23 protein-coding genes and 1 pseudogene are annotated in these 22,814 nt (G+C 70.8%); 11 read left to right on the top strand and 13 right to left on the bottom strand.

Annotated features, from left to right (window positions below; all coding sequences use genetic code 11):
- Positions 1-38 precede the first annotated feature (38 nt).
- The 10 genes from ACSURM_RS27850 to ACSURM_RS27805 all read right to left on the bottom strand — a co-directional run bounded on the left by ACSURM_RS27850 (position 39) and on the right by ACSURM_RS27805 (position 7,532).
- A complete protein-coding gene (locus tag ACSURM_RS27850) occupies positions 39-575 on the bottom strand; it encodes a TetR/AcrR family transcriptional regulator (RefSeq protein WP_436958536.1) in 537 nt (178 codons plus the stop codon).
- Positions 575-898 carry a DMT family transporter gene (locus ACSURM_RS27845; RefSeq protein WP_436958534.1) on the bottom strand — a complete coding sequence of 108 codons (324 nt, stop codon included), beginning with the start codon at positions 896-898 and terminating at the stop codon, positions 575-577. The genes ACSURM_RS27850 and ACSURM_RS27845 overlap by 1 nt, the downstream gene beginning before the upstream one ends.
- A 90-nt stretch (positions 899-988) precedes the next feature.
- Positions 989-1,321, bottom strand: a complete 333-nt coding sequence (locus ACSURM_RS27840) for a metal-sulfur cluster assembly factor (protein ID WP_436958533.1) — start codon at positions 1,319-1,321, stop codon at positions 989-991.
- Positions 1,318-1,785 carry a Fe-S cluster assembly sulfur transfer protein SufU gene (gene sufU / locus ACSURM_RS27835; RefSeq protein WP_359050141.1) on the bottom strand — a complete coding sequence of 156 codons (468 nt, stop codon included), beginning with the start codon at positions 1,783-1,785 and terminating at the stop codon, positions 1,318-1,320. The genes ACSURM_RS27840 and sufU overlap by 4 nt, the downstream gene beginning before the upstream one ends.
- Positions 1,786-1,801: 16 nt before the next feature.
- Positions 1,802-3,058 (bottom strand): cysteine desulfurase, encoded by a 1,257-nt coding sequence (locus tag ACSURM_RS27830; RefSeq protein ID WP_436958532.1) that lies wholly within the window; start codon positions 3,056-3,058, stop codon positions 1,802-1,804.
- A complete protein-coding gene (sufC, locus tag ACSURM_RS27825) occupies positions 3,055-3,819 on the bottom strand; it encodes a Fe-S cluster assembly ATPase SufC (protein WP_289965555.1) in 765 nt (254 codons plus the stop codon). The genes ACSURM_RS27830 and sufC overlap by 4 nt, the downstream gene beginning before the upstream one ends.
- A gap of 7 nt (positions 3,820-3,826) precedes the next feature.
- A complete protein-coding gene (locus ACSURM_RS27820) occupies positions 3,827-4,147 on the bottom strand; it encodes a non-heme iron oxygenase ferredoxin subunit (protein WP_189998169.1) in 321 nt (106 codons plus the stop codon).
- Positions 4,144-5,325, bottom strand: coding sequence for a Fe-S cluster assembly protein SufD (gene sufD, locus ACSURM_RS27815; protein WP_436958531.1), 1,182 nt, complete (start codon positions 5,323-5,325; stop codon positions 4,144-4,146). The genes ACSURM_RS27820 and sufD overlap by 4 nt, the downstream gene beginning before the upstream one ends.
- A gap of 54 nt (positions 5,326-5,379) precedes the next feature.
- Entirely contained in the window at positions 5,380-6,801 is a 1,422-nt protein-coding gene (gene sufB, locus ACSURM_RS27810) for a Fe-S cluster assembly protein SufB (RefSeq protein ID WP_436958530.1), read from the bottom strand.
- Positions 6,798-7,532 (bottom strand): helix-turn-helix transcriptional regulator, encoded by a 735-nt coding sequence (locus ACSURM_RS27805; RefSeq protein ID WP_436958528.1) that lies wholly within the window; start codon positions 7,530-7,532, stop codon positions 6,798-6,800. Before ACSURM_RS27805 ends, sufB begins: the two co-directional genes overlap by 4 nt.
- Positions 7,533-7,715: 183 nt before the next feature.
- Here ACSURM_RS27805 and ACSURM_RS27800 point away from each other — a divergent pair, with 183 nt between their 5' ends.
- From ACSURM_RS27800 to ACSURM_RS27785, 4 genes are all read left to right on the top strand, one after another.
- Positions 7,716-8,531, top strand: coding sequence for an aminoglycoside N(3)-acetyltransferase (locus ACSURM_RS27800; protein WP_436958527.1), 816 nt, complete (start codon positions 7,716-7,718; stop codon positions 8,529-8,531).
- A gap of 30 nt (positions 8,532-8,561) precedes the next feature.
- Positions 8,562-9,485: an ABC transporter ATP-binding protein gene (locus ACSURM_RS27795; protein ID WP_189998173.1), complete on the top strand. Its 924-nt coding sequence runs from the start codon at positions 8,562-8,564 to the stop codon at positions 9,483-9,485.
- Between the two features lie 47 nt (positions 9,486-9,532).
- The gene (locus tag ACSURM_RS27790; RefSeq protein ID WP_436961198.1) at positions 9,533-10,249 is read left to right on the top strand and encodes an ABC transporter permease; all 717 of its coding nucleotides are present in this window, start codon (positions 9,533-9,535) and stop codon (positions 10,247-10,249) included.
- Positions 10,250-10,353: 104 nt separating this feature from the next.
- Positions 10,354-11,364: a COX15/CtaA family protein gene (locus ACSURM_RS27785; RefSeq protein WP_436958525.1), complete on the top strand. Its 1,011-nt coding sequence runs from the start codon at positions 10,354-10,356 to the stop codon at positions 11,362-11,364.
- Between the two features lie 3 nt (positions 11,365-11,367).
- Here the strand turns inward: ACSURM_RS27785 and ACSURM_RS27780 are convergent.
- The 3 genes and pseudogenes from ACSURM_RS27780 to ACSURM_RS27770 form a co-directional block, all read right to left on the bottom strand.
- Positions 11,368-11,507: pseudogene (locus ACSURM_RS27780) on the bottom strand (nucleotidyltransferase); the annotation flags it as partial.
- A 408-nt stretch (positions 11,508-11,915) separates the two neighbouring features.
- A complete protein-coding gene (locus tag ACSURM_RS27775) occupies positions 11,916-12,236 on the bottom strand; it encodes a hypothetical protein (protein ID WP_436958524.1) in 321 nt (106 codons plus the stop codon).
- A gap of 69 nt (positions 12,237-12,305) precedes the next feature.
- Positions 12,306-13,295, bottom strand: coding sequence for a heme o synthase (locus ACSURM_RS27770; RefSeq protein ID WP_436961197.1), 990 nt, complete (start codon positions 13,293-13,295; stop codon positions 12,306-12,308).
- Between the two features lie 439 nt (positions 13,296-13,734).
- Here ACSURM_RS27770 and tkt point away from each other — a divergent pair, with 439 nt between their 5' ends.
- The 7 genes from tkt to ACSURM_RS27735 all read left to right on the top strand — a co-directional run bounded on the left by tkt (position 13,735) and on the right by ACSURM_RS27735 (position 22,681).
- Positions 13,735-15,822 carry a transketolase gene (gene tkt, locus ACSURM_RS27765; protein WP_436958523.1) on the top strand — a complete coding sequence of 696 codons (2,088 nt, stop codon included), beginning with the start codon at positions 13,735-13,737 and terminating at the stop codon, positions 15,820-15,822.
- A gap of 33 nt (positions 15,823-15,855) precedes the next feature.
- The gene (gene tal / locus ACSURM_RS27760; RefSeq protein WP_436958522.1) at positions 15,856-16,974 is read left to right on the top strand and encodes a transaldolase; all 1,119 of its coding nucleotides are present in this window, start codon (positions 15,856-15,858) and stop codon (positions 16,972-16,974) included.
- A gap of 1 nt (position 16,975) precedes the next feature.
- Positions 16,976-18,514: a glucose-6-phosphate dehydrogenase gene (gene zwf / locus ACSURM_RS27755; protein WP_189752313.1), complete on the top strand. Its 1,539-nt coding sequence runs from the start codon at positions 16,976-16,978 to the stop codon at positions 18,512-18,514.
- Positions 18,511-19,626 carry a glucose-6-phosphate dehydrogenase assembly protein OpcA gene (gene opcA, locus ACSURM_RS27750; protein WP_436958521.1) on the top strand — a complete coding sequence of 372 codons (1,116 nt, stop codon included), beginning with the start codon at positions 18,511-18,513 and terminating at the stop codon, positions 19,624-19,626. The genes zwf and opcA overlap by 4 nt, the downstream gene beginning before the upstream one ends.
- Positions 19,623-20,405 carry a 6-phosphogluconolactonase gene (pgl, locus tag ACSURM_RS27745; protein ID WP_436958520.1) on the top strand — a complete coding sequence of 261 codons (783 nt, stop codon included), beginning with the start codon at positions 19,623-19,625 and terminating at the stop codon, positions 20,403-20,405. Before opcA ends, pgl begins: the two co-directional genes overlap by 4 nt.
- Positions 20,406-20,632: 227 nt before the next feature.
- Positions 20,633-21,298 carry an SDR family NAD(P)-dependent oxidoreductase gene (locus tag ACSURM_RS27740; protein ID WP_436958519.1) on the top strand — a complete coding sequence of 222 codons (666 nt, stop codon included), beginning with the start codon at positions 20,633-20,635 and terminating at the stop codon, positions 21,296-21,298.
- Positions 21,299-21,688: 390 nt separating this feature from the next.
- Positions 21,689-22,681 carry a helix-turn-helix domain-containing protein gene (locus ACSURM_RS27735; protein WP_436958517.1) on the top strand — a complete coding sequence of 331 codons (993 nt, stop codon included), beginning with the start codon at positions 21,689-21,691 and terminating at the stop codon, positions 22,679-22,681.
- The last annotated feature ends 133 nt before the right edge of the window (positions 22,682-22,814 follow it).

Here is a 22,814-nt window from a genome sequence, read left to right as displayed (position 1 = left end):
GGTGAGGGCGAACCGCGTCTCACGTGCCGGGCGGGGGTTCAGGGGATCAGCCGAGCCAGCAGGGTGCGCGCGTGGTCCTCGTCGTACGAACCGCCCGTCAGCAGCACCTGGAGGCACAGGCCGTCCATCAGCGCGAGCAGGGCCCGGGCCGTTTCCGGGTCGGTGCGCCGGGCCAGCGGGGCCGCCGCGCGCTCGGTCCACTCGGCGGCGACGGGACGCAGCGCGGGGCGGCGCAGCGCGGCCAGGTACAGCTCGTACTCCAGCTCCACGCCGGTGCGCTCGCCGCCCAGCCACACCCCCAGGGCCCGGGCCAGCTGCGCGGCGAGGCCGTCCGGGCCGCCGTGGTCCGGGACCAGCTCGGCGAGCACCCCGGAGAACCCCTCGCCGGCCTGCCGCAACGCGGCCACCAGCAGCTCTTCCAGGGTGGCGAAGTGGTACGTGGTGGAGCCGAGCGGCACGTCCGCCTCGGCGGCGACGCCGCGGTGGCTCAGCCCGGCGATGCCGTCCCGCCCCACCACGCGGATCGCCGCGTCGATGATCCGCTGCCGGCGCCCGGGGTCGTGGCGGCGGGGCATCAGTGCGTCGCCCCGCCCGTGTTCAGCACCACCACGCCCCCGATGATCAGCAGGATCCCGCCGACCTTGGCCGCCGTCAGCCCCTCCCCGAACAGCAGCAGCCCGAGGACGGCGATGGCCGCGGTGCCGACCCCGGACCAGATGGCGTAGGCGGTGCCGATCTGCACGGTCTTCAGCGTCTGGGCGAGCAGCGCGAAGGACACGACGTACCCCACCGCCGTCACCAGCGAGGGTCCGAGCCGGCTGAATCCCTCGCTGTACTTCATCGCCGTCGTGGCGGTGACCTCGGCCGCGATGGCGCCCGCGAGCAGCAGATATCCCATGTGTACGAGCGTACACAACGGGTCCGCGGACCGGCATGCGAAAGCGGCGGTCCCCCGAGGGGTACCGCCGCTTCGCACCCGCGGGTGCGGTCAGACGTTGAAGCCCAGCGCGCGGAGCTGGTCGCGGCCCTCGTCGGTGATCTTGTCGGGACCCCACGGCGGCATCCAGACCCAGTTGATGCGCAGCTCGTTGACCAGGCCGTCGGTGGCGGACTTGGCCTGGTCCTCGATGACGTCCGTCAGCGGGCAGGCCGCCGAGGTGAGGGTCATGTCGACGGTCGCGATGTTGGCGTCGTCGACGTGGATGCCGTAGATCAGGCCCAGGTTGACGACGTCGATGCCCAGCTCGGGGTCGACCACGTCCATCAGGGCCTCGCGGAGTTCTTCCTCCGAGGCCGGCTTCATCTCAGCGGTGTCGGTCATGCCGTCTTCCTTTCGGCGTCGGCGCCACCCAGCGCCTGGGCCGTCGCGTCCTTCCACGCCATCCAGCTCAGGAGGGCGCACTTGACCCGCGCGGGGTACTTGGAGACCCCGGCGAACGCGACCGCGTCCTCCAGGACCTCCTCCATCGCGTCGTCGGGCTCGATCCTGCCCTTGGACTGCATCAGCTCCAGGAAGGTCTCCTGGATCTTCTGCGCCTGGTCCAGGTCCTTGCCGACCAGCAGGTCGTTGAGGACCGACGCGCTGGCCTGGCTGATCGAGCAGCCCTGGCCCTCGTACGACACGTCCTCGATCTTCGTGCCGTCGTACTTCACGCGCAGGGTGATCTCGTCGCCGCACGTCGGGTTCACATGGTGCACCTCGGCGTCGCCGTCCCTCAGACCACGCCCGTGCGGGTTCTTGTAGTGGTCCAGGATGACGTCCTGGTACATCGAGTCCAGCTTCACCTTGTCAGCACGCCTCTCAGCCGAAGAAGTTCCGTACGTGCTCCAGGCCGTCGACCAGGGCGTCGATCTCGGCCGGCGAGGAGTACAGATAGAACGACGCTCGCGTGGTCGCGGGAATTCCGTAGCGGAGGCAGACCGGACGCGCGCAGTGGTGGCCGACCCGGACCGCGATGCCCTGCTCGTCCAGCACCTGGCCCACGTCGTGCGGGTGGATGTCGCCGAGCGTGAAGGAGATCGCCGCGCCCCGGTCCTCGGCCGTCGTCGGACCGATGATCCTGAGGTCCGGGACCTCCGCCAGGCGCCGCACCGCGTACTCGGTGAGCGCGTGCTCATGGGCGAGGATCTTGTCCATGCCGATCGAGTTCAGGTAGTCGATCGCCGCGCCGAGCCCGACCGCCTGGGCGATCGGGGGCGTGCCCGCCTCGAACTTGTGCGGTGCCGGGGCGTAGGTGGAGGAGTGCATCGAGACGGTCTCGATCATCTCGCCGCCGCCCAAGAAGGGGGGCAGGTCCTCCAGCAGCTCCTGGCGGCCCCACAGCACGCCGATGCCGGTCGGGCCGCACATCTTGTGGCCGGTGAAGGCCACGAAGTCGGCCTGGAGCGCCTGCACGTCCAGGGGCATGTGCGGGGCGGCCTGGGAGGCGTCGATGCACACCAGCGCGCCGACCTCCTGGGCGCGCCGGATGATCGTCTCGACCGGGTTGACCGTGCCCAGGATGTTCGACACCAGCACGAAGGAGACGATCTTCGTCTTCTCCGTGATGATCTCTTCGATGTTCGACAGGTCCAGCCGGCCGTCGTCGGTGAGGCCGAACCACTTCAGCTTCGCGCCCGTGCGCTGCGCCAGCAGCTGCCACGGCACGATGTTGGAGTGGTGCTCCATCTCCGTGATGACGATCTCGGTGTCCTGGTCCACCCGGTAGGGCTCGTCGGCCCAGCCGAGCATGTTCGCCACGAGGTTGAGCGACTCGGAGGCGTTCTTGGTGAAGATCACCTCGTCGCGGCTGGGCGCGTTGACGAACTCGGCGACCTTGTCGCGCGCGCCCTCGTACAGCGCCGTGGCCTCCTCGGCGAGCACATGCACACCGCGGTGGACGTTGGCGTTGTAGCGCTCGTAGTACTCGCTCAGGGCGTCCAGCACCTGGCGCGGCTTCTGACTGGTCGCCGCGTTGTCCAGGTACACGAGCTTCCTGCCGTCGTGGACGACTCGGTCCAGAACGGGGAAGTCCTTGCGGATCGCCTCGGTGTCGAGGAGGCCCGGCAGCTGTGTCACGCGGATGCGCCACCCTTCACGTATGCCTCGTAGCCCTCGTTCTCCAGCTTGTCCGCGAGCTCGGGGCCGCCGGACTCGACGATGCGGCCGCCGGCGAACACGTGGACGTGGTCGGGCTTGATGTAGCGCAGGATGCGCGTGTAGTGCGTGATCAGCAGGGTGCCGACCTCGCCGGTCTCGCGGACGCGGTTGACGCCCTCGGAGACGATGCGGAGCGCGTCGACGTCCAGGCCGGAGTCGGTCTCGTCGAGGATCGCGACCTTCGGCCGGAGCAGCTCCAGCTGGAGGATCTCGTGGCGCTTCTTCTCACCGCCGGAGAAGCCCTCGTTGACGTTGCGCTCGGCGAAGGACGGGTCCATGTTGAGGCGCTCCATGGCCTCCTTGACCTCCTTCACCCAGGTGCGCAGCTTCGGGGCCTCGCCGCGGATGGCGGTGGCGGAGGTGCGCAGGAAGTTGGAGACGGAGACGCCGGGGACCTCGACCGGGTACTGCATCGCCAGGAACAGGCCGGCGCGGGCCCGCTCGTCGACGGACATCTCCAGGACGTCCTCGCCGTCCAGGGTGACGGTGCCGCCGGTGATGGTGTACTTCGGGTGACCCGCGAGGGAGTAGGCGAGGGTCGACTTGCCGGAGCCGTTGGGGCCCATGATGGCGTGCGTCTCGCCCTGCTTCACGGTGAGGTCGACGCCCTTGAGGATCTCCTTCGTGGCGTTGTCGGCCTCGACGGTGACGTGCAGGTCTCGGATTTCAAGCGTTGCCATGGGTGCCTCAGGACTCCTGGGTGAGGGAGACGAGAACGTCGTCCCCTTCGATCTTTACGGGGTATACGGGGACGGGGCGCGTCGCCGGAAGACTGTCGGGCTTGCCGGACCGCAGGTCGAAGCGCGAGCCGTGCAGCCAGCACTCGATGTGGCAGTCGTCGACCTCGCCCTCCGACAGCGAGACGTTCGCGTGCGAGCAGATGTCGTGGATCGCGAACACCTCGCCCTCGGTCCGTACGACCGAGACCGGCGTGCCGTCGATCTCCACCCGCTTCGGGGTGTCCTCCGACAGCTCGCCCAGTCCACAGACGCGTACGAAGGTCGTCATGCGACCGAGGCCTCCAGCTCCGTCTCGATCTTGGCGAGCAGCCGCTCCTCGATGTCGGCGACGCCGATCTGCTGGACCAGCTCGGCGAAGAAGCCGCGGACCACCAGGCGGCGGGCCTCGTGCTCCGGGATGCCGCGGGCCATCAGGTAGAAGAGCTGCTCGTCGTCGAAGCGGCCGGTGGCGGAGGCGTGGCCGGCGCCGACGATCTCGCCGGTCTCGATCTCCAGGTTCGGCACCGAGTCGACGCGCGCGCCGTCCGTGAGGACCAGGTTGCGGTTCATCTCGTAGGTGTCCGTGCCCTCGGCCGCGGCCTCGATGAGCACGTCGCCGATCCAGACCGCGTGCGCGTCGTCGCCCTGGAGCGCGCCCTTGTAGACGACGTTCGACTTGCAGTGCGGGGTGTTGTGCGTGACCAGCAGGCGGTGCTCGTGGTGCTGGCCGGCGTCGGTGAAGTACAGGCCGAACAGCTCCGCCTCGCCGCCGGGGCCGGCGTACTCCACGCGCGGGTGGATGCGCACCAGGTCGCCGCCGAAGGTGACGACGACGTGCTTGAAGCTCGCGTCCCGGCCGACCAGGGCGTTCTGCTGGGCGACGTGCACGGCGGTGTCGGCCCAGTCCACGATGGTGACCACGGTCAGCTTCGCGCCGTCACCGAGGACGTACTCCACGTTCGCGGCGCGGATGGTGTCACCGGTGTGGTCGATGACGACCGTCGCCTCGGCGAAGGCGCCGAGCTCGAACACGGTGTGCCCGTAGGTCACGCCGCCCTCGCCGTGCAGCGTGAGGCGCACCGGCTCGGTCAGCACGGTCTCCTTCGGCACGGTGACGATCGTGGCCTCCTCGAAGGAGGAGTACGCCTGGGCCGCGATCCGGTCCACCGGCTTGCCGGCCCGGCCGAGCCGGGCGTCGTCGCGGCCGACGGTCTCCACGGTGACGCCGTCGGGGGCGGAGAGGTCGGCCTTGATCGAGCCTCCGGCGACCGCGGTGCCGTCGTGCAGCCCGCGCAGCCGCTCCAGCGGGGTGAACCGCCACTCCTCCTCACGGCCGTGCGGGACCGGGAAGTCCGCCACGTCGAAGGACGGGGGCGCGCTCATGCGCGAGACGACGGTCGACTCCGCGGCGACCGCGATGGAGCCGGCGGTGGTGGAGCCCACCGGGATGTTCTGGGCCTCAGCCATGGCTGTCGTAGTGCTCTCTTTCCTGAGTAAGACGTCTGCTGGCGAGGGCGGCGGTCAGCCGACCGCGCCCTCCATCTGCAGCTCGATCAGCCGGTTGAGCTCCAGCGCGTACTCCATGGGCAGTTCCTTGGCGATCGGCTCGACGAAGCCGCGCACGATCATCGCCATCGCCTCGTCCTCGGACAGACCGCGGCTCATCAGGTAGAAGAGCTGGTCCTCGGAGACCTTGGAGACGGTGGCCTCGTGGCCCATGGACACGTCGTCCTCGCGGACGTCGACGTACGGGTACGTGTCCGACCGGGAGATGGTGTCGACCAGCAGCGCGTCGCACAGCACGCTGGACTTGGAGCCGGCGGCGCCCTCGCCGATCTCGATCAGACCGCGGTAGGAGGTACGGCCGCCGCCGCGCGCCACGGACTTGGAGACGATGTTGGACGACGTGTTCGGCGCCATGTGGACCATCTTGGCGCCCGCGTCCTGGTGCTGGCCCTCGCCCGCGAAGGCGATGGACAGGGTCTCGCCCTTGGCGTGCTCGCCCATCAGGTAGACGGCCGGGTACTTCATCGTCACCTTGGAGCCGATGTTGCCGTCGATCCACTCCATGGTCGCGCCCTCGTAGGCGACGGCGCGCTTGGTGACCAGGTTGTAGACGTTGTTCGACCAGTTCTGGATGGTCGTGTAACGGCAGCGGGCGTTCTTCTTGACGATGATCTCGACGACCGCGGAGTGCAGCGAGTCGGACTTGTAGATCGGCGCCGTGCAGCCCTCGACGTAGTGCACGTAGGCACCCTCGTCGACGATGATCAGGGTCCGCTCGAACTGGCCCATGTTCTCCGTGTTGATGCGGAAGTAGGCCTGGAGCGGGATCTCGACGTGCACGCCCTTCGGCACGTAGATGAAGGAGCCGCCGGACCACACGGCGGTGTTCAGCGCGGCGAACTTGTTGTCACCGGCCGGGATGACCGTGCCGAAGTACTCCTTGAAGAGCTCCGGGTGCTCCTTCAGCGCCGTGTCGGTGTCCAGGAAGATGACACCCTGCTCCTCCAGGTCCTCGCGGATCTGGTGGTAGACGACCTCGGACTCGTACTGGGCGGCGACACCGGCGACCAGGCGCTGCTTCTCGGCCTCCGGGATGCCCAGCTTGTCGTAGGTGTTCTTGATGTCCTCGGGCAGGTCCTCCCAGGACTCCGCCTGCTTCTCCGTGGAGCGCACGAAGTACTTGATGTTGTCGAAGTCGATGCCCGAGAGGTCGGAGCCCCAGTTCGGCATCGGCTTCTTCTCGAAGAGCTTCAGGCCCTTCAGGCGCAGCTTGGTCATCCACTCCGGCTCCGACTTCTTGCCGGAGATGTCACGGACGACCTCCTCGCTCAGGCCGCGCCTGGCGGAGGCACCGGCCACGTCCGAGTCGGCCCAGCCGTATTCGTACTTGCCCAGGCCCTCGAGCTCAGGGTGGGCAGTCTCCGTGGGGAGAGTCATGCGGGGTTCCTCCCGGCCGTGCTTGCAGGTGCGTCAGTGGAAATCTTGGGGATGAACGTCGTGCAGACGCCGTCGCCGTGCGCGATGGTCGCCAGTCGCTGGACGTGGGTGCCCAGCAGCTCCGCGAAGATCTCCGTCTCCGCCTCGCACAGCTGCGGGAACTGTTCCGCGACATGGGCGACCGGGCAGTGGTGCTGGCAGAGCTGCTCGCCGACCGGTGCGCTGCGCGCCGTAGCAGCGTACCCGTCCGCGCTCAGGGCCTTGGCCAGTGCTTCGGCGCGCTTGTCCGGGGCCACCGCCTCGATCGCCTCGCGGTAGGCACGCGCCTGGGCGGCGACCCGGGCGCGGGCGAAGGCGGCGACCGCCTGGGGGCCGCCCTCCCGCTCGGCGATCCAGCGGAGCGCGTCCGCCGCGAGCTTGTCGTAGGACTGGTCGAAGGCGTCCCGGCCGCAGTCGGTGAGCGCGAAGACCTTGGCGGGGCGGCCACGCGTGCGCGTGCCGTACACCCGCTGTTCGCGGGGCTCCACGACGTCGTCGGCGACGAGCGCGTCCAGATGGCGCCGGACGGCCGCCTGGGTCAGTCCCAGCCGGCCGGCGAGTTCGGCGACGGTCGACGGCCCGTGGTCCAGGATGGAGCGCGCGACCCGGTTGCGCGTGGAGCGCTCACCGGTCGCTAGCTCCTCCTGAGGGGCCCCCGTGGGGGTCTCCCGAGCCTCGCCGACGTTTTTCACAACGCCATTGTTGCGTAATTCCGCGGAGCCTGACAAGCGACGTCCGGATCATCAGGCGGTGCCCTGCGTCACTTAGGCATACCTAATCTGACCTGCGGAAACGATCTTCTGCTGATCATTCCGCATCGTTTCCGCGGTCGAAACGGTGGCGCCCCGAGGCCCCGTCCGGAAGACTCCCTGACCATGCCCGCACCCCCTCCGACCGGCCCACTTGTCACTCGTTACTCCCTCGCCGCAGGTCTGCGCCTGCTGGGCGTCGAGAGCGGCGAGACCCTGCTCGTGCACTCCTCGCTCAGCTCCCTCGGCTGGGTGAACGGGGGCGCGGTCGCGGTCGTCCAGGGGCTCCTCGACGCGCTCGGCCCCGCCGGCACCCTCGTCGTCCCCACCCAGACCGGCGACCAGTCCGACCCGGCCCTGTGGGAGAGCCCACCGGTGCCCCGGGAATGGTGGGACCGGATCCGCGCCACCATGCCCCCGTACGACCCGCTGATCACCCCCTCGCGCGGAGTCGGCGTGATCCCCGAGACCGTGCGGACCTGGCCCGGCGCCCTGCGCAGCGCCCACCCGCAGACCTCCTTCGCCGCCCTCGGCCCCCGCGCGCGGGAGATCACCGAGGGCCACGCCCCGGACTGCCGGCTCGGCGAGGACAGCCCGCTGGCCCGGCTGGAGGAACTCGGCGCCCGGGTGCTGCTGCTGGGCGCGGGCTACGACTCCTGCACCGCCTTCCACCTGGCCGAGTACCGGATCCCCGCCCCGCGCGTGGAGGTCGGGCGGCCCGCTCCCGGCGGCGGCTGGGAGACCGTGGTCGAGGTGTCGGTCACCTCCGACCGGTTCGGCGAACTCGGGCGCGACTTCGAACGGGACCGGCCCGTCGTCCGCGGCCGGGTCGGCGGCGCGGACGCCCGGCTGTTCCCGGTGGCGGACGCCGTGGCCTACGCCGGACGGTGGCTCGCGGCGCACCGGCCACGGGAGGGGGACTTCCCGTACCCGCCCGTCTGATCCGCGCGCGGTCTCCCTACACTCGGCCCCATGCGAAGTGAGCCTGTGGTCCAGGTGGCGGCCCTGGTCAAGCGGTACGGCACGAAGACCGCGGTGGACGGCCTCGACCTGGTGGCCCGGCCGGGCGTGACCGCCGTGCTCGGCCCGAACGGCGCCGGGAAGACGACCACGGTCGAGACCTGCGAGGGGTACCGGAAGCCGGATTCCGGCACGGTGCGCGTCCTGGGCCTCGACCCGGTCCGGCAGGCCGCCGAGCTGCGGCCCCGCATCGGCGTGATGCTCCAGTCCGGCGGCGTGTACTCCGGCGCCCGCGCCGAGGAGATGCTCCGGCACGTGGCGAAGCTGCACGCGCACCCGCTCGACGTCGACGCCCTCGTCGAACGCCTCGGCCTCGGCTCCTGCGGCCGGACGAGCTACCGCCGGCTCTCCGGCGGCCAGCAGCAGCGGCTCGCGCTCGCCATGGCCGTCGTGGGCCGCCCGGAACTGGTGTTCCTGGACGAGCCCACCGCCGGCCTCGACCCGCAGGCCCGCCGGGCCACCTGGGACCTGGTGCGGGACCTGCGCGCCGACGGCGTGTCGGTGATCCTCACCACGCACCACATGGACGAGGCCGAACAGCTCGCCGACGACGTGGCGATCATCGACGGCGGCCGGGTCATCGCCCAGGGCTCCCCGGAGGAGCTGTGCAAGGGCGGCGCCGAGAACACCCTGCGCTTCACCGGCCGCCCCGGCCTTGACGTCGGCTCGCTGCTCAAGGCGCTCCCGGCCGACTGCGCGGCCGCCGAGCTGACCCCGGGCGGCTACCGGGTGGTCGGCAAGGTCGACCCCCAGCTGCTGGCCACCGTGACCTCCTGGTGCGCCCAGCACGGGGTGATGCCCGACCGGATCTCGGTCGAGCGGCACACCCTGGAGGACGTCTTTCTCGAGCTGACCGGCAAGGAGCTGCGCTCGTGACCACGGGTACGTACACCCCGAAGCCCGGAGCCGCCCCGCTCCCCCGCATGATCGCGGCGCAGGCGGCGCTGGAGACGAAGATGCTGCTGCGCAACGGCGAGCAGCTGCTGCTGACGGTCGTGATCCCGACCCTGCTGCTGGTGCTCTTCGGCTCCGTCGACATCGTGGACACCGGCGAGGGCGAGGCGGTCGACTTCCTCGCCCCCGGTGTGCTGGCGCTGGCCGTGATGTCGACGGCGTTCACCGGGCAGGCCATCGCCACGGGCTTCGAGCGCCGCTACGGCGTGCTCAAGCGGCTCGCCTCCTCGCCGCTGCCGCGCTGGGGCCTGATGACCGCGAAGACGGCGTCCGTGCTGGTCACGGAGGTCCTCCAGGTGGTCCTGCTGACCGTGATCGCCTTCGCGCTGGGCTGGTCCCCGCACGGCAACCCGGCCGCCGTCGTGTTGCTGCTCGTCGTCGGCACCGCCGCCTTCTCCGGGCTCGGCCTGCTGATGGCGGGCACCCTGAAGGCGGAGGCGACACTCGCCGCCGCCAACCTGGTCTTCCTGCTGCTGCTGGTGGGCGGCGGGGTGATAGTGCCACTGGAGAAGTTCGGCCCGACGGGCGAGCGGATCCTGGGCCTGCTGCCCATCTCCGCCCTCTCCGACGGCCTGCGGGACGTGCTCCAGCACGGCGCCGGCATGCCCTGGGGCGACCTGGGCGTCCTCGCCGCCTGGGCGGTCGTCGGCCTGGCCGCGGCCGGACGGTTCTTCCGCTGGGAGTGACCCTCCCCGCGCGCGGGACCCCGGCCGGCATGTGCCCCTCCCGTGACCAGGAACACCCCCGTCGGAGTGACCCTCGTGAACGCGTGCACAAGCGGCGGCCTACGATGGTGCGCGTGCCTAAGCTGAACCGCGCCGACGCCGAAGCCGCCCTGCGCAATCCGCTCGCCTTCATCGCCGACCGCTGGACCCCGGACCCCCGGACCGTCCGGCGGGCGGCCCTCACCGCGCTCGTCATGTCGGTGGTCATCGTGGTCACCGGCGGCGCCGTCCGCCTGACCGGCTCGGGCCTCGGCTGCCCGACCTGGCCCACGTGCACCGACGACTCGCTGACCACCACCCGGGCCATGGGCTTCCACGGGATCATCGAGTTCGGCAACCGCATGCTGACGTACGTGCTGTGCGCCGCCGTCGGCTGGGCGATCATCGCGGCACGCTCCGAGAAGCCGTGGCGGCGCGGCCTGACCCGGCTGGGCTGGGCGCAGTTCTGGGTCGTCATGGGCAACGCCGTGCTCGGCGGCATCGTCGTCCTGGTCGGCCTGAACCCGTACACGGTCGCCGCGCACTTCCTGCTCTCCACGGCCCTGATCGCCATCGCGACGGTCATGTGGCAGCGCACCCGGGAGGGCGACGAGGCCCCGCGCCCGCTGGTCGGCAAGGCGGTGGCGCAGCTGGTGTGGTTCCTGGTGGCCGCGTCCGCGCTGCTCATCGCCGTCGGCACGGTGGTGACCGGGGCCGGGCCGCACGCCGGCGACTCCAGCGAGGTCGAGCGCATCCCCATCGACTGGGAGACGGTCTCCAAGCTGCACGCGGTGCTCGCCTGGATCGTGGTCACGCTGACGTTCGCGCTGTGGTTCGTGCTGAAGGCGGTCGACGCGCCGAAGGTGCCGCTGGCGCGCACCCGGGAGCTGTTCGTCATCCTGCTGTGCCAGGGGGCCATCGGCTACGTCCAGTACTTCACCCATCTCCCGGAGGTCCTGGTGGCCGCCCACATGCTCGGCTCCACGGTGATGTGGATCTGGGTGCTGCGGGTGCTGCTGGCGCTGCGCGAGCGCCCCGAGGCCCCGCGGGACCTGCCGGTGACCCCGGCCGAGGTGCCGGTCGGCTCACGGGCCTGAGTCAGGCAGTACGGCGATGAGGTCCAGGTCGCCGCGCCCCTCCTGGTAGTCGCCGCCGGCCAGGGAACCGTGCGCCCAGACGGCGCGGTGTTCCCTGGCCGCAGGGTGTCCAGGAACCCGTCGAGCGGGGAAGCGCTCGTCATCCGCCCGGTCTCGGCGGCCCACCGGAGCGTGCACGTCCCGCGCGCGTCGCCCGCCGCGACCGGCCGGACCACCCGCCGGAGTCTCTGCACCCGGCTCGGCACCACTCGCGCCACCCACCGGAGCCTCTACATCCGGCCCGGGCGCCACCCACCACAACCGGCCGGACCACCCGCCGAAGTCTCTGCACCCGGCTCGGCACCACCCACGCCTCCCGCCGGAGTCTCTACATCCCGGCGCGCGCCGCCCGCCGCGGGAGCGGCCGGATGCCCTCCGGACACGGGCGGATACGGACGTACGCGAACGGGCGCCGAGGACGTGCGGCTCGGGCAGGTCCTGGGCGCCGGTGGCAGAAGAGTCTCTTACCGAAGCGCGCCCCGCGGCGGAGCCGCGGGGCGTCGGGGTGGGGGTCAGCCGCCGATCTGGATGCCGGCCATCCGCTTCCACTCGTACGGCCCCGTGGTCACCTTGGCGGCGAACTCGCCGTCGAAGGACTCGTGGACCGTGATGCCGGACTTGGTCACCGCCTGCTCGGCGAGGGCGTACGTAGGGGCCACCAGGTCGCCCCAGGCGCCGTCCTCGCCGACGAGGACGATGCGGGCGCCGCGTTCGCCGAGGTGCGCCACCTGGCCCTCCGCGCCGCCGTGCGCCTTGGCGAAGGCGCCGATCCGGTGGGCGAGCCGGGACACCGTGCGCTCGGCCCTCGCGTCAACCTGCTGCGTGTCTGCCATGCCCAGGATGCTACTCACCGGTAGATCGACTGGCGAGGGCAGGGCGCTGTGACGTACGCCCGGTGCGGCTCAGCGCAGGAACGGGTCCACCGCGACCGCCACGAACAGCAGCGACACATAGGTGATCGACCAGTGGAAGAGCCGCATCTCCTTCAGCTTCGTACCCGTCGCCTCGGCCTTGGCCCGGTTCTGCAGCGCGTGCGCCTCCCACAGCCACCAGCCGCCCGCGGCGAGGGCGACGGCCGTGTAGAACCAGCCGGTGTAGCCGAGGGGGGTCAGCAGCAGGGAGACGACGACCATCACCCAGCTGTAGATGACGATCTGCTTGGCGACCACCTTGTTGGAGGCGATGACCGGCAGCATCGGCACGCCCACGCGCGCGTAGTCCTCCTTGACCTTCATGGACAGCGGCCAGTAGTGCGGCGGCGTCCAGAAGAACATGACGAGGAAGAGGATGACCGGCGCCCACGACAGCGAGTTCGTCACGGAGGACCAGCCGATGAGCACCGGCATGCAGCCCGCGATGCCGCCCCACACGATGTTCTGCGACGTGCGCCGCTTGAGGATCATCGTGTAGACGACGACGTAGAAGAGGAGCGCCCCGAGTGACAGCCAGGCGCTCAGCCAGTTGACGGTGAACCCGAACAGCAGCGTCGAGACGACCGCCAGGCTGATGCCGAACGCCATGCACTCGCGCGGACTGACCATCCCGGTCACCAGCGGACGCTGGGAGGTGCGGTCCATCAGGGCGTCGATGTCCCGGTCGATGTACATGTTGAGCGCGTTGGCGCCGCCCGCCGACAGATAGCCGCCGAGACAGGTGAGCAGGACCAGCTTCAGGTCGGGCACACCCTGCTGCGCCAGGAACATCACCGGAACGGTGGTGATGAGCAGCAGCTCGATGATCCGTGGCTTGGTCAGCGCCACGAACGCCTTGACACGGGCCCCCAACGGCCGGTGAACCGGGCCCTGGCTCGCACCACCGAGCTCACCCTCCCCCAGGGCCTTGAGGGCCTGGGAGGGACCCACAGGACGGGATTCGACGGCCGTCACGCACACCCCTGACAGAGACATCCCAGCGAGCCTCCCCGCCGGACACACCGGGTGACGGCTCGCGCGTACCACGCCACTTTAGACGTTGCCCATACCCCGGCCTTCGCGGGGGTGGGTTCGTGTTGGCGGGGCCCTCCGTACACACGTGCGCGCCCTCGCTCGGATGCGTCGTAAAAGGGGTGATCCAAAGGGTGATCCTCCGTGCGCGGGAAAGCTCTCCTGAGCGGTCAGATGAGCGGGTCCGTATTCATGTGCCGAATGCCGTTCCGCCCAGTCGGGAGGCGGATCCCGATGACTCCCGGCAGTCTTGAAACACTCGAAAAAACGCACGTCCTCACGGGGGTAGGCTCGACAGCGACCGGCGGGCGACAAGCCCCTCGGCGGCCGGTTCTGGCATATGCCCGACGACCGGCGACCGACATGTGGAGAGGAGCCCTGACCCAGGGTGAGCACCAAGCCGACCACCACAGACCTTGAGTGGACCGAGCTGGACCAGCGGGCCGTGGACACCGCCCGTGTCCTGGCCGCAGACGCCGTACAGAAGGTCGGCAACGGCCATCCCGGTACGGCGATGAGCCTGGCCCCCGCCGCCTACACCCTCTTCCAGAAGGTGATGCGGCACGACCCGGCCGACCCGGAGTGGGTCGGACGCGACCGCTTCGTGCTGTCCGCCGGCCACTCGTCCCTGACCCTCTACACCCAGCTCTACCTGGCCGGCTTCGGCCTGGAGCTGGACGACCTGAAGTCCTTCCGGACGTGGGGTTCCAAGACCCCGGGTCACCCGGAGTACGGGCACACCAAGGGCGTGGAGACCACCACCGGCCCGCTGGGCCAGGGTGTGGCCAACGCGGTGGGCATGGCGATGGCCGCCCGCTACGAGCGCGGCCTGTTCGACCCGGAGGCGCCGGCCGGCGAGTCCCCCTTCGACCACTTCGTCTACTGCATCGCCGGTGACGGCTGCCTCCAGGAGGGCATCGCCGCCGAGGCGTCCTCGATGGCCGGCCACCAGAAGCTGGGCAACCTGGTCCTGCTGTGGGACGACAACCACATCTCGATCGAGGGCGACACCGAGACGGCCGTCTCCGAGGACACCGTCAAGCGGTACGAGGCCTACGGCTGGCACGTGCAGCGGGTCGAGGCCCAGGAGAACGGCGACCTGGACCCGGCGGCGATCCACGCCGCGATCCAGGAGGCCAAGCGGGTCACCGACCGGCCCTCCTTCATCGCGATGCGCTCGATCATCGCCTGGCCGGCCCCGAACGCGCAGAACACCGAGGCCGCGCACGGCTCGGCGCTGGGCGACGAGGAGGTCGCGGCCACCAAGCGCGTCCTCGGCTTCGACCCGGAGCAGTCGTTCGAGGTCGCCGACGAGGTCATCGCCCACACCCGCAAGGCGCTGGAGCGCGGCGCCCAGGCGAAGGCCGAGTGGGAGAAGTCCCTCCAGAAGTGGCGCGAGGCCAACCCGGAGCGGGCCGCCGAGTTCGACCGGATCGCGGCCGGCGAGCTGCCCACCGGCTGGGAGGAGAAGCTCCCGGTCTTCGAGCCCGGCAAGGCCGTGGCCACCCGTGCCGCGTCCGGCAAGGTGCTCCAGGCGCTCGGCGCGGTGATCCCCGAGCTGTGGGGCGGCTCCGCCGACCTGGCCGGCTCGAACAACACCACCATCGACAAGGACAGCTCGTTCCTGCCCGCGGGCAACCCGCTGCCCGAGGCCAACCCGTACGGCCGCACGATCCACTTCGGCATCCGCGAGCACTCCATGGGCGCCGAGATGAACGGCATCGCCCTGCACGGCAACACCCGGATCTACGGCGGCACGTTCCTCGTCTTCTCCGACTACATGCGCAACGCCGTGCGCCTGTCGGCCCTGATGCACCTGCCGGTGACGTACGTGTGGACGCACGACTCCATCGGCCTCGGCGAGGACGGCCCCACCCACCAGCCGGTCGAGCACCTGGCCTCGCTGCGCGCCATCCCGGGCCTGAACATCGTCCGCCCGGCCGACGCCAACGAGACCGCGATCGCCTGGCGGGAGATCCTCAAGCGCTGGACCAAGGAGTTCGGCAAGGGCCAGCCGCACGGCCTCGCGCTCACCCGCCAGGGCGTGCCGACGTACGAGCCCAACGACGACGCGGCCAAGGGCGGCTACGTCCTGTTCGAGGCCGAGGGCGGCGAGGCGCAGGTCATCCTGATCGCCACCGGTTCCGAGGTGCACGTGGCCGTCGAGGCGCGCGAGCGGCTCCAGGCCGAGGGCGTGCCCACCCGCGTGGTGTCGATGCCGTCCGTGGAGTGGTTCGAGCAGCAGGACCAGGGGTACCGGGACTCCGTGCTGCCGCCGTCCGTCAAGGCCCGCGTCGCCGTGGAGGCGGGCATCGGCCTGACCTGGCACAAGTACGTGGGGGACGCCGGCCGCATCGTTTCCCTGGAGCACTTCGGCGCTTCCGCCGACGGCAAGCTGCTCTTCCGCGAATTCGGCTTCACCGCGGAGAACGTGGCCGCCAAGGCGCGGGAATCCCTCGCCGACGCCCAGCGCTGACGCCCATATACGACACGTAGGAGATGTAATTCCATGACAGACGCACTCAAGCGCCTCTCCGAAGAAGGCGTCGCGATCTGGCTGGACGACCTGTCGCGCAAGCGGATCACGTCCGGCAACCTCGCGGAGCTGATCGACCAGCAGCACGTCGTGGGCGTCACCACCAACCCGACGATCTTCCAGAAGGCGATCTCCCAGGGCGACGGCTACGACCAGCAGCTGTCGGACCTGGCCGCCCGCAAGGTCACCGTCGAAGAGGCCATCCGCATGATCACGACGGCGGACGTCCGCGACGCCGCCGACATCCTGCGCCCGGTCTTCGACGCCACCGGCGGCCAGGACGGCCGGGTCTCCATCGAGGTCGACCCGCGCCTGGCCCACCACACCAAGGCGACCGTCGCCGAGGCCAAGCAGCTCGCCTGGCTCGTCGACCGCCCCAACACCCTGATCAAGATCCCGGCCACCCAGGCGGGTCTGCCGGCGATCGCCGAGGTGATCGGCCTCGGCATCAGCGTCAACGTCACGCTGATCTTCTCGCTGGAGCGCTACCGGGCCGTCATGGACGCGTACCTGACCGGTCTGGAGAAGGCCAAGGAGCGGGGCCTGGACCTGTCCGGGATCCACTCCGTGGCGTCCTTCTTCGTCTCCCGTGTGGACACGGAGATCGACAAGCGCCTGTCGGACATCGGCACCGACGAGGCCGCGGCGCTGCGCGGCAAGGCCGCCCTCGCCAACGCCCGTCTCGCCTACCAGGCGTACGAGGAGGTCTTCTCCTCCGACCGCTGGGCGGCCCTCGAGAAGGCGGGCGCCAACAAGCAGCGTCCGCTGTGGGCGTCGACCGGTGTGAAGGACCCGGCGTACCCGGACACCCTGTACGTCACCGAGCTGGTCGCGCCGAACACGGTCAACACCATGCCGGAGGCCACCCTGGAGGCCACCGACGACCACGGCGAGATCACCGGCGACACCATCTCCGGCACCTACGAGCAGGCGCGCGCCGACCTCGACGCGCTGGAGCGGCTCGGCATCTCGTACGACGACGTCGTGCAGGTGCTGGAGGACGAGGGCGTCGACAAGTTCGAGGCGTCCTGGAACGACCTGCTGAAGTCGACCCAGGCGGAGCTCGAGCGCCTTGCCCCCTCGGAGGGCTGAGTTGTCACCCGTTTCCGGTTCCGGAGCGAACCCGCTTCGTGACCCGGCCGACCGACGGCTCCCGCGCATCGCGGGGCCGTCGGGCCTGGTCATCTTCGGCGTCACGGGCGACCTGTCCCGCAAGAAGCTGATGCCCGCGGTGTACGACCTCGCCAACCGGGGTCTGCTGCCGCCGGGCTTCTCCCTGGTGGGCTTCGCCCGCCGCGACTGGGAGCACGAGGACTTCGCGCAGGTCGTCCACGACGCCGTCAAGGAGCACTCGCGCACCCCGTTCCGCGAGGAGGTCTGGCAGCAGCTCCTCCAGGGGATGCGCTTCGTCCAGGGCACCTTCGACGACGACGATGCCTTCGAGCGGCTGCGCGCCACCATCGACGAGCTGGACAAGGCCCAGGGCACGGGCGGCAACTTCGCCTTCTACCTGTCGGTGCCCCCGCGCTCCTTCCCGGTGGTCATCCAGCAGCTGAAGAAGCACGGCCTGGCCGATCAGAGCGGCGGTTCCTGGCGGCGCGCGGTCATCGAGAAGCCGTTCGGCCACGACCTGGCGTCGGCCGAGGAGCTCAACAAGGTCGTGCACGAGGTGTTCGAGCCGGACCAGGTGTTCCGGATCGACCACTACCTCGGCAAGGAGACCGTCCAGAACATCCTGGCGCTGCGCTTCGCCAACCAGATGTTCGAACCGATCTGGAACCGGTCCTTCGTGGACCACGTGCAGATCACCATGGCCGAGGACATCGGCATCGGCGGCCGGGCCGGCTACTACGACGGCATCGGCGCCGCCCGCGACGTCATCCAGAACCACCTGCTCCAGCTGATGGCGCTCACCGCGATGGAGGAGCCTGCCTCCTTCGGCGCGGACGCGCTGGCCGCGGAGAAGGAGAAGGTGCTCGGCGCGGTCCGGCTGCCGAAGGACCTGGGCGCGGACACCGTGCGCGGTCAGTACGCGGCGGGCTGGCAGGGCGGCGAGAAGGTCATCGGCTACCTCGAAGAGGAGGGCATCGACCCGAAGTCGAAGACCGACACCTACGCCGCGATCAAGCTGGAGATAGACAACCGCCGCTGGGCGGGCGTCCCCTTCTACCTGCGCACCGGCAAGCGGCTGGGCCGCCGGGTCACCGAGATCGCGGTGGTCTTCCAGCGGGCCCCGCACTCCCCGTTCGACACCACGGCGACGGAGGAGCTGGGCCAGAACGCGATCGTCATCCGCGTCCAGCCCGACGAGGGCGTCACGGTCCGCTTCGGCTCCAAGGTGCCGGGCACCTCGATGGAGATCCGGGACGTGTCCATGGACTTCGCCTACGGCGAGTCGTTCACGGAGTCCAGCCCGGAGGCGTACGAGCGGCTGATCCTGGACGTGCTGCTCGGCGACGCCAACCTCTTCCCGCGCACGGAGGAGGTCGAGCTGTCCTGGAAGATCCTCGACCCGATCGAGGAGTACTGGGACACGCACGGCAGGCCCGCGCAGTACAAGTCGGGCACCTGGGGTCCGGTGGAAGCGGACGAGATGCTCGCACGAGACGGACGGAGCTGGCGCCGGCCATGAAGATAGATCTGACCGACACCACCGCCGGAGAGATCAACAAGGCGCTCGTGCGGGGCCGCCGCGCCATCGGCACCCCCGCCGTCGGCATGGTCCTGACCCTCGTCATCGTCACCGACGAGGAGAACGCCTACGACGCCCTGAAGGCCGCCAACGACGCCTCGCGCGAGCACCCCTCGCGCACGCTCGTCGTCATCAAGCGGGTATCGCGCGGCCCGCGCGACCGCACCGCCTCGCGGCTGGACGCCGAGGTGCGGGTGGGCGCGGACGCGGGCACCGGCGAGACGGTGGTCCTGCGGCTGTACGGCGAGGTCGTCGAGCACGCCGACTCGGTGGTCCTGCCGCTGCTGCTGCCGGACGCCCCGGTCGTCGTGTGGTGGCCGGTGAACGCGCCGCTCGACCCGGCTAAGGACCCGCTGGGCGCGCTCGCCCAGCGCCGGGTCACCGACAGCTACACCGCCGAGCAGCCGGTGCGCGAGCTGGCCGCCCGCGCCGTGGCCTACACCCCCGGCGACACCGACCTGTCCTGGACCCGGATCACGCCGTGGCGTTCAATGCTGGCGGCGGCCCTGGACCAGGTCGCGTGCGAGGTGCGGGCCGTGGAGGTGGAGGGCGAGGAGTTCAACCCGAGCTGTGAGCTGCTGGCGATGTGGCTCGCGGACCGGCTGGACGTGCCCGTCCGGCGCTCCCCGTCCGCCGGCCCGGGGCTCACCGCCGTCCGGCTGGACACCAGCCGGGGGCCGATCACCCTGGACCGCGCGGACGGCTCGCTGGCCACGCTCGCCATCGAGGGCCAGCCGGCCCGCGCGGTGGCGCTGAAGCGGCGGGACACCGCCGAGCTGATCGCGGAGGAGCTGCGCCGGCTGGACCCGGACGACACCTACGCGTCGGCGCTGCGCTACGGCGTGGAGCGGCTGGACACGGTGCCGAAGCAGTCCGCCGAGGCCCCGGCCGGACCGGCCGCCGAGCCGGTCACCACGGCGGAGGCCGCCGAACCGGCCGCCGAGCCGACCGCCGAGCCGGAGCCGGTGGAGGAGGCGGCCAAGGCCCCCGCGAAGAAGGCGGCGGCCAAGAGCGCCAAGAAGGCACCGGCGAGGAAGGCGGCGGCGAAGTGAACACACCCCAGCTGGTCGTCCACCACGACAAGGAGCTGATGGCGCAGGCCGCCGCGGCCCGCCTGATCACGAAGATCGTGGACGCGCAGGCCTCCCGGGGCACCGCGTCCGTGGTCCTCACCGGCGGCCGCAACGGCAACGGGCTGCTGGCCGCGCTGGCGGCGGCGCCCGCCCGGGACGCCATCGACTGGGGCAGGCTCGACCTGTGGTGGGGTGACGAGCGCTACCTCCCCGAGGGCGACCCCGAGCGCAATGTCACGCAGGCCCGCGAGGCGCTGCTGGACTCCGTCCCGCTGGACCCGGAGCGGGTGCACGCCATGCCCGCCTCCGACGGCCCGTACGGCTCGGACGTCGAGGCGGCGGCCGAGGCGTACGCGGCGGAGCTGGCCAAGGCGGCCGGACCGGAGAACCACGGCCCGGTGCCCGCCTTCGACGTGCTCATGCTGGGCGTCGGCCCGGACACCCATGTGGCCTCGCTCTTCCCGGAGCTGCCGGCCGTACGGGAGACCGAGCGCACGGTGGTCGGCGTGCACGGCGCGCCCAAGCCCCCGCCCACCCGGGTCACCCTCACCCTCCCGGCGATCCGGGCGGCCCGCGAGGTCTGGCTCCTCGCGGCCGGCGAGGACAAGGCGGAGGCCGCGGCCATCGCCCTGTCGGGCGCGGGCGAGATCCAGGCCCCGGCGGCGGGCGCGTACGGCACCCGGCGCACCCTGTGGCTGCTGGACTCCGCCGCGGCCTCGCAGCTGCCGCGGTCGCTGTATCCGCCGGCATCGCCGTGAGGCAGTGACGCGGCGACGGGGCGGCAGGTGTCCACCTGCCGCCCCGTCGCCGTTCCGGCCCCCGCGCGCGCCGCACGCCCTCCGGCCTCCGGACGGGGTCCGGTCCACCGTGACGCTGTGTCACCGGGGTCGGCTCCCGTGGCAGATCCGGGCACGAAGCGGAATGTGCCGCACCGCTCCCGGGACGTACGCTCCGCTCGTAATCGTCCCCACATACAAGGGAGTTGATGGTGTCCACAGCAGTCGTGGTCGGTGCGGGACCCGGAATCGGCAAGGCCGTCGCCGCCCGGTTCGCACGGGAGGGCCTCTCCGTCGCCGTGATCGCGCGGCGGTCGGAGACCGTGGCGCGGGTGGCCGAGGAGATCGGGCGGAGCGGCCGGAAGGTGCTGCCCCTCACCGCCGACAGCACGGACGAGGCCGCGCTGCACGCCGCGCTGGACCGGGCCGCCGAGGAGCTCGGGCCGATCGAGGCGGCCGTGTACAACGCGGCCCTGATCCGCCAGGACTCCCCGGGCGAACTCGACGCGCGGGGGCAGTTGGACGCCTGGGCGGTCAACGTGGTCGGCGCGCTCAGCACCGCCGTCCGCGTGGCTCCGGGCATGGCGGCGCGGGGACGGGGGTCCATCCTGTTCACCGGCGGTATGCCGCGTCCCGACCGCCGGTACGTGAGTTTGGGACTGGGCAAATACGGTATCCGGACCCTGGTCAGCCTGCTCGATGCGGAGTACGGTCCGGCGGGTGTCCACGTGGCCTCGGTGACCGTGCCGGGCGCGGTCTCCCCCGGTGGCGCCTACGACCCCGACGACATCGCCGAGCGGTACTGGCGTCTGCACACCCAGCCCCGTGAGGCATGGGAGCACGAGGTCGTGCACGGCCCGGTGCCGGGCGCGTAGCGGCCGGACCCTACGAACACCCGCGACGTCAAGGGGCCTTTCCGGCCGTCCTGGCACAGCGTGCCACCACCGTCTCGGATCAGCCACCGGGAGGGGTCGGGATTCCGGGCGCCCGCACGGGCCGACCGGTCGTCCCGTTTCTCGTCGCAAACTTTTCGTTAACTACCCTGCGTGCAGGTCGACACCCCCTCTCACCAGGGAGGGACACGGAGCGTCGACAGTCGCGGCGACAGCCAATGGCGTGAACCTTACTGCCAGGCCGGCGGGGCCCTGGCACAGAATGTCACGCGGAACTGACCTCGGCTTTTATCAGGAAAACGGGAAAGGAGTTTTGATGCCCCGCCTACGACGAGGCATAGGCATACCCGGAACGACCTCAGAGCATCGGTCATGAAGACCGAGCAGGTCGACGCGCGGAGACCGGTGCAGGTGCTGCGCACGGAGGAGTCGCGCCTGCGACACAGCTTTCATACCTGGGGGGAAATGGTGGCCGACACGTGCGGCCCATTGCATGTCTACCGGACCGAGCCTGGTGACTTTCGCGGAGCCATTGCCTCCGGCACCTTCGGTACCGTACAGCTCGCCGCGGTCAAGGCCGGGCCGCACTCCGTCGAGCGCACCGAACGACTGGCCGGCAAGGCCGCCTTCGCGCCGCTCTACCTGACCTTCGTCCTCGACGGCGAGGTACAGGTCAGCCAGGGCGAGCGCACGGCGGTCGCCCGGACCGGCAACCTCTTCTCACACGACAGCTCCCGCCCGTTCCGCATGTCGATGCGGCGCCCCATCCACATGGTGAGCGTGAAGTTCGACCACCGTCTGGTCGATCTCAGGGCCGGACTGGAACACCCGCTGGGCGCGGCCACCTGGTGTGGCGCCAAGGGAGCGAGCGCGCTGCTCGCGGGCCTGCTGCGCAGCGCGGCCCCGCGCATGACCGAGTTCGACACGTCGGTCGCGGACCAGTTGGGCAACAGCGTCGCCAGCCTGGTCACGGCCGTGTGCGCGGAGAAGCTGGGCGCGATGGGCAGTGATCCCACCGCGGCCCGCCTGGCACTGCTGCACCGCATCAAGACGTTCGCGCGTGCCCGTCTGAACCGCGCCGAACTGAGCCCCGGCCTGCTGGCCCGCAGCCACAACATCTCGCTGCGGTATCTCCAGTTGCTCTTCCAGGAGGAGAACACCAGCCCCGCCCTGTGGATCCGCAACGAGCGGCTGGGGCGCTGCCGGGACGACCTGGCCGATCCGCGTGCCGCCCATCTGACGGTCGCCAACATCGCCGAGCGCTGGGGACTGGACAGCGCGTCCCACTTCAGCAAGCTCTTCCGGGAGCGCTACGGCCTGACGCCCCGCGAGTGGCGCAGGCAGGCCCTGTCCGCCCGCGGGTAGCTCCCCCGGGCCTTTCCCACCGCTCCGCCCCGGACATCGGGCGCGGCAAGCCGACGTGGCCGCCGCGCCCGTTCGTGCGCGAATCCGTTATCCCGTATGCGCGCATGCACCAGGGGCGGTGTCCGGAAGACAG

Source organism: Streptomyces sp. SudanB182_2057, from assembly GCF_964272715.1.
Classification (GTDB): Bacteria; Actinomycetota; Actinomycetes; order Streptomycetales; family Streptomycetaceae; genus Streptomyces; species Streptomyces rubradiris.
The sequence above is the reverse complement of the archived record's forward strand: the minus strand, read 5'-3'. Positions and strand labels throughout refer to the sequence as shown.